The sequence below is a fragment of the Paraburkholderia sp. BR13439 genome (genome assembly GCF_040948805.1).
Taxonomy (GTDB): Bacteria; Pseudomonadota; Gammaproteobacteria; order Burkholderiales; family Burkholderiaceae; genus Paraburkholderia; species Paraburkholderia youngii.
In genome coordinates this window covers 1-11,706 of sequence record NZ_JBFPKN010000057.1, presented here as the reverse complement: position 1 = coordinate 11,706, position 11,706 = coordinate 1, and the positions used below count along the sequence as shown (strand labels likewise).

The window sequence follows — 11,706 nt, the reverse complement described above, 5'->3', positions numbered from 1 at the left end:
GTGCAGCGGACGGCGGTATTTGTCGTGATCGTAGCCCCGATCGCCCTGAACGATGCGGGGCTTCGAAAGCGGCCGGCCGCGCTTGCCGGCAATGGGTGGGATCGCATCAACCAGCGCGTGAAGCTGGTTGACATCGTGACGGTTGGCGCCGGTGAGGATTACCGCGAGCGGGATGCCCTGCGCTTCGGTAACGAGGTGATGCTTTGAACCAGGTCGCGCGCGATCGGTGGGATTCGGTCCCGTTTTTGACCTGCGCCCACCGCGCGGATCGAGGAGGAGTCGACGACGACACGGGACCAGTCAATCCGGTCGGACTCGCGTAGCTTCGCGAGCAGCACTTCGTGTAGCCGGTCCCAGACGCCGGCAGCCTGCGAGTCTCGTAGACGGCGCCAGCAACTCATGCCTCTGCCGCAGCCCATCTCGCGTGGCAGCAGGTCCCAGCGCAGGCCCGTCTGCAAGATGAACAGGATGCCGGTAAGCATGGCCCGGTCATCCAGTGGTTTGCGTCCGGGATCCCGTGAGCGGCGAGGTTTGGGTGGGGGCAGCAAGGGTTCAATGAGTGCCCACAACGCATCATCGAGTAGTTTGGCCATGGCCTCCTCGTCACCGAAACAATGACGAGGTTAACAGCAATCGTTGGAAGTTAACAGATCAAAGCAATCATTTTGTTAAGGCTTCTTAGTGCTACGGAGAGCCACACGGCATATCGCAATCTCACGAACGGCTGCAAAGCATTTCGGGACGCATTGCGCAATTCGGAGCGCGGACGGACAAGTGCAAGAATTTATATGGCCTGCGACGCGGTAACGCACACAAGCACTGCGTAAAACATCAGTTGATTGCGATCAACGCTATCGGCCACGAATTCGGACACACTGCAGAAGGTTAATGGCTAAAGGTAATGACAATGATAAAGCAACTCCGTAATGTGGCTGCTGCACTACTCCTTATGCCACCATTTGGACCGCACGCAGCTAACGCCGCCGACAGTGCAGTCGTCGGAAACTACGCAGGTGATTGGTTGGTACGCCTCCGCGCGATAAGCATTGAACCGCAAGTTCGCAGCACTGACACGCTTTCCGCGCTCGATGTCGGCGTAAGCAACGCGCTGGTGCCAGAGGTCGATTTCACTTATATGGTACGGGACAGCATCGGCGTGGAGTTGATTCTTGGTACCTCACGTCATCACCTGACGTCGAATCTCGGCGACCTTGGTGGCGTTAACGTGCTGCCACCGACATTGTTATTGCAATATCATTTTAATCATGCGGGACGCGTTCGACCGTACGTTGGTGCCGGACTCAACTACACGCTCTTCTATAACAACGGATTGCACGCGGGAGGTGTACCCGTCTCTATAAAGAATCACAGCTTTGGTCCTGCGCTGCAGGTCGGGATTGACGTGCAGGCATCAAAGAGTCTATTCGTTAACGCCGACATCAAGAAGATATGGATGAAGACTGACGCATCGCTTAGCGGCTCGACAATTGGCGCCTTGCATGTCGATCCGCTGGTCATTGGTATTGGCGTCGGGGTGAAGTTCTAGACGTTGCGAATCTCAAGCGACAGACGGTTCAGTGAACGGCTGGCTTCGCTCCTAGTACAGTGGTTAACTTGGGAGAAGATGGGCATGACAGACAGGAAAGCTTTTAAGGAGTGGTTAATCCCCATCGGTGGTTGGCTGTTCGTTTCCCTTGCTGGGTGCAGCCCCAAGTTTCTCGTCCTGAGTCCCAAGGGTAGCGTAGGCACGGCGGAGAGATCACTCCTCGCCTCGGCCACATGGGCCATGCTGCTGATCGTAGTGCCCGTTATTATCCTCACGCTTACCTTCGCGTGGCGCTACCGCGCGTCGAACCGCAGCGCACGCTACGTCCCGACCTGGGTTCACTCAACGGCGATTGAAGTGGTGGTCTGGGCCATACCCGCTGCCATCATTCTGTTCCTCGCCATCCTTACGTGGCGTACCACGCATGAGCTCGACCCTTATAAACCCCTGGAATCAGACGTGAAGCCCATCAACGTCGAAGTCGTCGCGGTCGACTGGAAATGGCTCTTTATCTATCCTGACCTCGGCATCGCTACACTGAACGAATTGGCGGTGCCTGTGAGCACGCCGGTCAATTTTCGCATCACGTCGGACTCGGTGATGAACTCATTCTTCATCCCGCAACTTGGCACTCAAGTCTACGCGATGGCCGGCATGCAAACCCGGTTACACCTGATCGCCGACGAAGCGGGCGACTTCACGGGCTTCTCGTCGAATTACAGCGGCAAAGGCTTCTCCGACATGAAGTTCCGTACGGTGGCTACGAGCCAGCAGGGCTTCGATGCGTGGGTGGAGACGGTAAAAGCTTCATCGACCCAGCTTACGATGGATCGGTACGCAACGGTCACGCAGCCGCAGGCAAACGCGCCCGTGCAGTACTTTTCGAAGGTCGACCGGAGGCTTTTCGACAAAATCGTCGGCAAATACAACAACGGCAACGTCGCGGATTTCACTGTCTCATCGTGCGTAACCAAAGGGTAAACAGCCATGTTCGGAAAACTCACATTAGACGCGATGCCGTTCGATCAGCCCATCATCATGGGGGCGTCGGTGTTCATGGCGCTTGTTGTCCTCGGCGTGTTCTGGCTGGTCACCTTACAAGGTAAGTGGAAGTACCTCTGGGTCGAGTGGCTCACGAGCGTGGACCACAAGCGCATCGGCGTCATGTACATGATCGTGGCCGTGCTCATGTTGGTGCGCGGCTTTGCCGACGCCGTAATGATGCGCCTTCAACAGGCCGTCGCGTTCAATTCGCCAGGCTATCTGCCGCCGGATCACTTCGACCAGATCTTCACGGCGCATGGCGTCATCATGATCTTCTTCATGGCGATGGCGCTCATGGTAGGCTTCTTCAATCTCGTCGTGCCATTGCAGATCGGCGCGCGCGACGTGGCGTTTCCGTTCCTGAACTCGCTTTCATTCTGGTTGACCGCAGTCAGCGCGGTGTTGATCAATCTGTCCCTCGTAGCTGGCGAATTCGCGAAGGTCGGCTGGCTCGCGTATCCGCCGCTTTCCGAGCTGAAATTTAGTCCTGGCGTTGGAGTGGACTACTATATATGGGCGATCCAGCTCTCGGGTGTCGGCACCTTGATGTCGGGCGTGAACTTCTTTGTCACAATCATCAAGATGCGCGCGCCGGGGATGTCGCTCATGAAGATGCCCGTGTTCACATGGACGGCGCTCTGCTCGAATGTCCTCATCATGGCGACGTTTCCCATTCTCACGGTCGCGGTAGCGCTGCTCGGCCTCGATCGTTATATTGGCACGCACTTCTTCACGAACGAACTTGGTGGCAACGCCATGCTGTACTTGAACCTGATTTGGGCGTGGGGCCACCCCGAAGTGTATATTCTGGTGCTGCCCGCTTTCGGCATCTATTCGGAAGTGATGGCTACCTTCTGCAAGAAGCCGCTATTCGGTTACAGGACGATGGTCTACGCATCGTGCGCGATCATGCTACTTTCGTTTCTTGTTTGGGCGCACCACTTCTTTACCATGGGCTCAGGCGCCGACGTCAACGCATTTTTCGGCATCGCCACAATGATTATCGCGATTCCAACCGGCGTCAAGATCTTCAATTGGCTATTCACGATGTATCGCGGGCGCGTTCAATTCGCCGCGCCCGTGTTCTGGACTATCGGTTTCGTGGTGACGTTCTCTATCGGTGGCATGACCGGCGTGATGATGGCGATCCCGGGCGCGGACTTTGTGCTGCACAATTCGCTTTTCTTGGTCGCTCATTTTCATAACGCCATCATTGGCGGTGTGGTGTTTGGCTATTTAGCTGGCCTGCAGTACTGGTTTCCGAAGGTGTTCGGTGTCAAGCCCGATGACAAGCTCGGGAAGGCGTCGTTCTGGTGCTGGTTCGTCGGTTTTTATGTGGCCTTCGTACCTGTTTATGTGCTCGGCTTCATGGGCGCGACGCGCCGCACAAATCACTATGATGTGGCTGAATGGCAACCATACTTCATCGTTGCGGCGCTCGGCGCAGCGATCATCGCGGTGGGGATCCTGTTACAGGTTCTGCTGTGGGTGATGGCATTCGTGAACCGCAACGAGGCCGAGTGCAAGGATATGACAGGCGATCCATGGGATGGGCGCACGCTCGAATGGGCAACTTCGTCACCGCCGGCGGTCTACAACTTCGCTCTCATTCCGCAAGTGGAGGACATTGACGCCTTCGCGTACATGAAAGAAGCGGGCCGCGGCCTTGGGCTGGCGTCAAAGTACGTGAACATCCATATGCCATCCAATACGTCGGCGGGTTTTTTCACAGGGATGTGCAGCTTGGTGCTGGGTTTCGCGGCCGTATGGCACATCGCGTGGCTCGCTTTGCTAGGTTTCATCGGGATCGTCCTCACGATCATCATAAAGAGCTTCGACAAGAACGACGGATATTACATTCCCGCGGCGATGGTCCGTGAGATCGAAGAACGGCGGTTTGGCACCAGAGTCCCGATGGACATTAACGGTCCAGTCGCCGAGGAGGCTTACTGATGTTACAGAAAACCGTTGGCGTAGATTTTTCAGAAGTCGATTATCAAGATCATCCACAATCGCACTCGGTGTTCGGCTTCTGGGTGTATCTGATGACCGACTGTATGCTGTTCGCGGCGCTCTTTGCTACGTTCAGCGTGCTGAGGCACCAGTTCGCCGGTGGCCCTACGGGTCACGATCTCTTCGATCTATCGGGCGTGGCGCTGGGAACCTCTGTGCTGTTGCTTTCTAGCATCACCTATGGTTTCGCGATGTTGGGTGTGCCGCGGGCAAGGAGCGGTGTCGTGCTCGGTTGGCTCGTGATCACATTCATTCTTGGCGCGTCGTTCCTCGCGCTCGAACTTTGCGAGTTCTCGCAGCTGATCGCGGAAGGCGCGGGTCCGCAGCGCAGCGCGTTTCTCTCAGCCTTCTTTACGCTCGTCACTGCGCACGGAATTCACGTTTTCTTCGGCCTGCTGTGGATGCTCGTACTGATGATCCAAGTGCTGCGGGTGCCTCAGCTTGGTGAGCAGGAGGTCCGGCGGCTAACGTGCCTGAGCCTATTCTGGCACTTCCTCGACGTAGTATGGATCTTCGTGTTTTCTTTCGTCTATCTGGGGAGCATGCTCTAATGGATTATGCACAGACTCACGCGGGGTTGCATGGCAGCCTCACTAGGTACCTCGCGGGCTTCTTTTTGTCGGTATTACTTACGGCCGGCGCATTCGGTGTCGGGCTGTACGATGCCATCGATGCAACTACGGCCATGATCGCGATCGCCGTACTCGGCTTTTTGCAAGTCGTTGTGCACCTTGTGTGCTTCCTACATCTGACCCTCTCGCCTGGGCAGGGATGGAACGTGCTTTCACTCTGCTACACCATACTAGCCGCTGCGTTCCTGATCCTCGGCACGGTCTGGGTGATGCGGAATGTCGAGATGCTGATGATGTCGCGTTAGTCAGTTGCCTGCGGGCTTTGCTTTCCGGCGCCGGACATGCACTAGCCCCGCACCCACTTCCATGCGACCTGGCTGCCCGCGAAACGCCGATTCTGCTCCACGCAACAGAATCGCATCAGGAATATGTTCCTCTGCCATGCGATCCGTACACCTATTCGCCTATTTGGTTGATCGCTTGCAGTTTCGCCTAGAGCGTGTTAGGAACTTCGATTGAGACCTGGTATCCTGGCGGGATGAAAACAACGGACCGCAAAGGGTATCCGACTGATGTGTCGGATGAGGAATGGAGTTTCGCGGCGCCGTATCTGACGCTGATGGACGTTGACGCGCCCCAGCGCAAATACGAACTGCGCGACATGTTTGATGCATTGCGCTGGATGGCTCGTGCCGGCGCGCCGTGGAGGATGCTGCCCAATGATTTCCCGCCGTGGGAGTTGGTGTATCAGCAGACTCAACGCTGGTTGCAGGCTGGCTGCTTTGAGAGCATGGTGAGTGACCTGCGCTCGGTGATAGGCGTGGCACAGGGCCGTCGGGGACAGCCCAGCGCGGTCATCCTCGATGGCCGCACGATACAGTCGACCTGCGAGAGCGGCCCGCGTGCGGGTTATGACGGTTATAAGCGCAAGCGCGGTAGCAAGGTACATATTGCAGTAGACACGTTGGGACAGTTGCTGGCGGTGCACGTGACCCCCGCCAATGAACAGGAGCGCGCACAGGTAGCGGAGCTTGCGCGGCAGGTCCAGCAGGTAACGGGACGAACGGTCAAGGTGGCATTTGCCGATCAGGGATACACGGGCAAGGAGCCAGCGCAGGCTGCATTCGACGAGGGCATTGACCTTCAGGTGATCAAACTCGAAGAAACGAAAAAGGGTTTCGTTCTGCTCCCCCGCCGGTGGGTGGTCGAGCGCAGCTTTGGCTGGCTCAACCGTTTCCGGCGTCTCGCACGTGACTATGAACGGCTCCCCGAAACTCTCGCTGGGCTTCATTTCGTCGTCTTCGCAATGCTCATGCTTGTCCACGCCGTGTCAGTACTTCAAAGTTCCTAACACGCTCTAGGGGCGAATCTGGATGTGTGATTCGCTCAGTGCAAGAACAAGCTAGAGCATCAGGGGTGCTGGTACGCCAAGGAGAAACTTATCGTCCCGTTCACGGCCCGATGCTAGGGGCGGTGCTCCGGAAGCAACCCGTATACGGTGCGCGCCATCACATGCTTGGCTTGCGTATCATTGCCGGCCCCACTGCCGTCGTCCCGCCGCCTGTTCGCTGCGCGTACTGGCCTAGAAGGTTGGTCAACAGCGGCTGCATTTAGGCCTGGCTCCGAGGATCTTCGGTGCGGTGTAGCGGGTCGACCGTTCTCGTCGTCCGCCATCACCAAGTAGATGAGTACGAGGAGGAATGTCACGAAAAAGCAAAAAAGCGGTTTGGAGGCCGTTCCATTGCTTGACATCCACATACCAAACCATTCGCCACCGATCATCATGAAAATCACTTGCCACGTCAGGAAACCCAGCGTAAGTCCCGAAATGGCCCACCCTCTGGCCGATAGGAACGTTGCATCGCCATCATGGCGTGCACGCATCAACTTTAGCCCGCCCAACCAGCGCAGGGCAGCCGTCCGTATCTGCATCGCAATCATGGTCATATAGCCTGCATGATGGACCTGCGTCCGGCGGATTGACCGATAGAGGGTTCCGTTTTCCGGAAAAGTCGTATCCATTAAAAACACATGACGTACGAAAGCGAAGTTGTGGCGTAATCGGTAATGTTGTCGATGGCCACGACCGAGGTAAGCAGGGCCATTGCGAGTACCATTGCGGCTTTGGAAAGGCGGACTGAGTTAGACTTTCCTATTGTTCTGATTGCACTGCCTCGCGTTAAGGGCGGTTCGGCAACCCAGAAAATTGCTCACGTCAGTCTTCTCATTACAGCGCTCACACAAAGATGGCGGGGCGACAGAAGGAGCGCGCACGGATTCATCTCCGGCCCCAAGGGTTCTTATTTCTGGCATTCGCAGTAGTGAGGCGAACAATAGTCCCAGCGCCCCAAAACGACATTCAGTCAGTAATTCGATTTCGTGGAGAGTTGGCGGACGGACGTGCTTTCATGTCCCTGCTAGAGTCTCTTTAGTTCGTCGACTAGTTCATCGACTGTGCGTCGATAAGTTAATGGTGACTTTTCTTTCATGCGTTTGATCGCCTCTACAATTTGCTGGACGGTTGAGGGACTATTATTTTTGAGCTCTTGAATTCCGTCTCTCATGGAGACGAAGCTTTCGTAGTCATCGCGACTGGCAGGGGAAAGAGCGCTTCTTTTATGAGGATCAGTGGAATAGAATTCATCGGCCATGGGTGTCAAGACAGCAAGTATTTCTCCGAGCTGATGGCCGTATGAGTATCGCCTTATAATAGCTCGTTCCTTTTCAGGATCTCTCGCGCCCGTAATGTTCAGATTGAATAGTCCGATTTGACCCACCGCTTCGCCCCATGCAGTTATCCACTGTGAAACGTCACCGGAAAACGGCAATTGGTTCTGAGTCAAAAGTCTGCGGCCCCATTCGGTCCAATCGGACGCAATCTCGGCTGGCGAGATTGGACGCGGTGGTTCTGTTTTCAGTTCCTTGTTCATTTCCAACTCCTTTCGCGACTTCCATGAAACAGTGCCCATGTATGCAATCAGCTCAATCGCTTCCCTGTGTGGCATCGTTCAACTCTACAAAGTTATTTAACTGCCGGCTACCAAAGGCGTCAAGTACAAACACCAGTTGGTGTTCAATCTCGAAGGCCGGTGAGCTTGGATGCCGTCCACGGATGTCTAACCGTCATTACCGCTCAACTGATCACTGCGACACTGCGGCGAACGACATCGCTTCGGCGTTATTTGATTCGCATCAACACCCACGGCGCGCATAGTCGCCCGGAGATGGGGGCCCGAGTGCAGTGTAGTTCCATTGGAGATATGCTTGCGCTAAGACAATCAGCTCACGCAACCTTCGATACGAGTCGCTGCCCGTGATGTTGGACAGAATTTATCAGCACTGGGCTAAAAAATATCGTTCCCTTTAATGTCCTTATAAAGGTGATACCCGGAACCAGTCACCGAAATTGAGCGGCTACTGAGACTTGCATCCGCGCGGTCAGCCACGGACTCTGTCGAAAGAACGGGTGAGTTCGTGCCGATGGTGAACGCGCTACATGACTTCGCGTTCGCCGTTCCGGCGGCAACTATGTCGCGGGGTGTAGCATGTCGACGCAAACGTGCAATCAATGATACGCGATGGGCCATATTCGGGAAGTTTTCGCCAGAATGATTGTGGGCCGTCGATATGAAAAGAAATCAAATCAGTCGTCGGGTTGAGCAGCGGCACCTTTCGCTGGAATTCGAGCCGAGGCAGTGGATCTGAAGCGAAGGTGCCTTGGGCACCGCGGCTTCGACCGGATTCCCCCTTGCGCTCTAACTCCTTGAGTCTGAGCGACATCAACGGCATTGTCATGTTGGCCGCTGTAGGCTGGGCTGTGTCCCCCAAAAAGTAGTTATCTTTACAAGCTAACTGTTTCGACCGTGCAAAAAGAATTCCCATGCCCTGTCGCGAGGCGTTTTTTGAGTGTGACGCGATGATGTGCGGGGTTCGTCTGACGCTTGGGAAGGGCGAAGTACTGTTGGATCGGATCGGTCGATTCGGTCCTTTTGGTAGCGATTTGGCTCTAAATGGATTTCTCGCAAAAAAGGCAATTGGGCGTTATAGAAACATTCTTAGATATTGCCGATTGATCTGCGGTAGTTTTACGCTGCTTCAATGTATTTTCACTATCGGCCTGGCGTCCATCGCAAGGTGGCAATGGCCATTTTGTTACATCTAAGACGGGCGGATGTCGGGAGCGCGACAAAGCGACGGCGGAAATCGTTGGGAACGGGGACTGGGCGTCTCTTTCTCATGACGTGCAAATTGCTCGAATGTGGCGCGGCACCTCGCCATAAGGAAATCTGCTATGCATCACAAAATGCGACCGACCTCGGACGCTTGATGCCAGTGTTCGTCGAAGCGATACCGCGGATCCGCGGCAAACGGAGGCGGCTGCTGTCCAAGCCGCGCATTGCCCGCCAATCGCAATTGCTTTCTTACTCACTGCTCGTCTCCGTTTTCGCAACACCAATTAACCATGTCGCGTGTCCGCGGTGACGTATCGTGGAAACTGGTCAATTGCTGCACTGCCGGAACTTTTGAATGTTGCTGAGCATATCCGCGGCACATTTGATTGAAGACAACGAGCGGCTAGGGAGTCGGCGAGACACTCGCAAGCATGAAGTGCGTTTGGCACGCCTGCTTGCGAGTAGGTACACCTCACCCATGCAGGGCGGCAGTCGCTCAACTGCACGCCGCAACGATCTATCCAATTGGACATGCACAGATGGGCCAAGTTACTCGTTATATGCTGCTGACCGGCGCCAGCCGCGGTATCGGTCATGCCACAGTTAAGCTTTTTCAGGAGAACAACTGGGAGGTGTTCACTGTCTCCCGGCGGCCGTTCTCGGACAGTTGCAAGTGGCCTGCTGCGCGCGAAGCGCACATACAGGCAGACCTCGCGGACCTAGATAGTATCGACCGAATCGCTTTGGAAGTCAGGCGACGGCTACCTAATGGACAGTTACACGCGCTCGTCAACAATGCTGGCGTCTCTTCTAAAGGCGAGGACAGATCGCGCCTCGGAGTTCTCAAGAGCGATCTTCGGACTTGGATGACTGTTCTTAACGTGAATTTGGTATCCAACGCATTACTGGCGCGATCGTTGTTCCCAGAGTTGGTCCGAGGAAACGGGGCCATTGCCAACGTAACATCGATCGCCGGGGTGAAGGTTCATCCTTTCGCAGGTACTGCGTACGCAGCCTCAAAGGCTGCGCTCGCAGCTCTAACGCGGGAAATGGCGCACGAGTTTGGCCCGAAGGGTGTACGCGTCAACGCTATTGCTCCGGGAGAAATTGATACCTCAATCCTGTCGCCCGGCACAGAGGAGATCGTGGATCACGGAATTCCTATGCGTCGTCTCGGGGATCCGGCCGAGGTCGCACGAGTAATCTACTTCCTCTGTACTGAGGCCTCATCGTACATCAACGGAGCAGAGTTGCACGTCAATGGAGGACAGCATGTCTGACGTCATGCGACAGCACGTGAAGACCGACGCCTAGGAACCGTCGTCGGAAAGGCTCCATAGCAAGGGAAGAGAAGAAAGGGCCTCGTCGTGTGCCGACCAGTCGGTCTGATGGAGATGGTCCATGTTTGCAGCGCGCCCTGAAGATGGTCCCTTGCGCTCCGACGCTGCTAAGTGATCGTCTTCTACTGCGCGGCGGTTTCGATTGGCATTCAAATGATGTGAGAGCGGTGACATATGACATACCGAATGTTCCATCGTGAGAGACTATTAAGAAGTTTCGGTATCTGATACGCGTCCGACTTTCCATACTAAAGTACATTTCCATGCCGACTAGACTGCGCGGGGCATCTCGACTTGTCCACATTAGCATGAACTTTCCGCCGCGTAACGGAGGATCGTCCATCACCTCAGAACCTCTGCAAACTTCCGTTTAGTGGGTTGGGGTAGGGCGCACATCCAACGAATAAGCGTTCTCCTTGTTCTACTGTCCGAATTCCCGTCTCTGCCGCCTCCGACGCCGGCCAGCGCTTGTGCTCCCGTTCGATAAAGGCGTACTTCACGGCGATTCTTTCGCAAAGTACGCTGCCGCCTTTTTTAGAATGTCGCGCTCCATCTTCAGTCGCGCATTCTCCGCACGCAGTCGAGCCAGCTCCATCTGCTCCTCGGTTACCGGCTTCGTACCCGGGCCGACCAGCGTTCCTTTTCGGTCCGCCTGCACCCAGTTCGAGATCGTCTGGCTCGACACCCCCAGAATCGCCGACACCGCTGCCAGGCTCTGGCCGGCCTTCACCAGCCGCACCGCCTCCAGCTTGAATTCCAGGGTGTACCGCGCACGCTTCAATTGGCTCATCTTCGTTTCTCCTTGCTGCAGTTTAAACCTCAGCAAGGGATACGTTTTTCAGGGGCAAGCTCACACCGGGCGGTATTACAGCGGGTAGCCTGCAAATTCTGACGAGGTTTAGATGGGTCCGAAGGCGCCTGTAACGGAGAAGGATTTGTTCCGGCATCCACTGCGCGAACAGATCAATCTCAAGCATCCACTGGTACGGCTGGCCGAGCTGATCAATTGGGAGCGGCTC

At 55.7% G+C, this 11,706-nt stretch carries 9 protein-coding genes and 2 pseudogenes; 7 read left to right on the top strand and 4 right to left on the bottom strand.

Annotated features, from left to right (window positions below; all coding sequences use genetic code 11):
* Positions 1–593, bottom strand: a pseudogene (locus tag AB3X96_RS41080) (IS5 family transposase); the annotation flags it as partial.
* A 314-nt stretch (positions 594–907) separates the two neighbouring features.
* Here AB3X96_RS41080 and AB3X96_RS41075 point away from each other — a divergent pair.
* The 6 genes from AB3X96_RS41075 to AB3X96_RS41050 all read left to right on the top strand — a co-directional run bounded on the left by AB3X96_RS41075 (position 908) and on the right by AB3X96_RS41050 (position 6,526).
* Positions 908–1,546, top strand: a complete 639-nt coding sequence (locus tag AB3X96_RS41075; RefSeq protein ID WP_368594227.1) for an OmpW family protein — start codon at positions 908–910, stop codon at positions 1,544–1,546.
* 84 nt (positions 1,547–1,630) lie between these two features.
* On the top strand, positions 1,631–2,527 hold the full coding sequence (cyoA, locus tag AB3X96_RS41070; protein ID WP_368594226.1) for a ubiquinol oxidase subunit II: 897 nt from the start codon (positions 1,631–1,633) through the stop codon (positions 2,525–2,527).
* Between the two features lie 6 nt (positions 2,528–2,533).
* On the top strand, positions 2,534–4,543 hold the full coding sequence (gene cyoB, locus AB3X96_RS41065) for a cytochrome o ubiquinol oxidase subunit I (protein ID WP_368594225.1): 2,010 nt from the start codon (positions 2,534–2,536) through the stop codon (positions 4,541–4,543).
* Positions 4,543–5,154 (top strand): cytochrome o ubiquinol oxidase subunit III, encoded by a 612-nt coding sequence (gene cyoC / locus AB3X96_RS41060; protein ID WP_176112416.1) that lies wholly within the window; start codon positions 4,543–4,545, stop codon positions 5,152–5,154. The genes cyoB and cyoC overlap by 1 nt, the downstream gene beginning before the upstream one ends.
* On the top strand, positions 5,154–5,480 hold the full coding sequence (cyoD, locus tag AB3X96_RS41055; protein WP_176112415.1) for a cytochrome o ubiquinol oxidase subunit IV: 327 nt from the start codon (positions 5,154–5,156) through the stop codon (positions 5,478–5,480). Before cyoC ends, cyoD begins: the two co-directional genes overlap by 1 nt.
* A 233-nt stretch (positions 5,481–5,713) precedes the next feature.
* Positions 5,714–6,526 (top strand): IS5 family transposase, encoded by an 813-nt coding sequence (locus tag AB3X96_RS41050; RefSeq protein WP_368594224.1) that lies wholly within the window; start codon positions 5,714–5,716, stop codon positions 6,524–6,526.
* A 113-nt stretch (positions 6,527–6,639) separates the two neighbouring features.
* Here the strand turns inward: AB3X96_RS41050 and AB3X96_RS41045 are convergent, their stop codons facing one another.
* Positions 6,640–7,197 carry a DUF2165 family protein gene (locus AB3X96_RS41045; RefSeq protein ID WP_368594223.1) on the bottom strand — a complete coding sequence of 186 codons (558 nt, stop codon included), beginning with the start codon at positions 7,195–7,197 and terminating at the stop codon, positions 6,640–6,642.
* Positions 7,198–7,592: 395 nt separating this feature from the next.
* Positions 7,593–8,105, bottom strand: a complete 513-nt coding sequence (locus AB3X96_RS41040) for a hypothetical protein (RefSeq protein WP_176112408.1) — start codon at positions 8,103–8,105, stop codon at positions 7,593–7,595.
* 1,781 nt (positions 8,106–9,886) lie between these two features.
* Between AB3X96_RS41040 and AB3X96_RS41035 the strand changes: the two genes are divergently transcribed.
* A complete protein-coding gene (locus AB3X96_RS41035) occupies positions 9,887–10,627 on the top strand; it encodes an SDR family NAD(P)-dependent oxidoreductase (protein WP_368594222.1) in 741 nt (246 codons plus the stop codon).
* 512 nt (positions 10,628–11,139) lie between these two features.
* On the opposite strand, the pseudogene AB3X96_RS41030 reads toward AB3X96_RS41035, so the two are convergent.
* Positions 11,140–11,477, bottom strand: a pseudogene (locus AB3X96_RS41030) (transposase); the annotation flags it as partial.
* Positions 11,478–11,706: the final 229 nt, after the last annotated feature.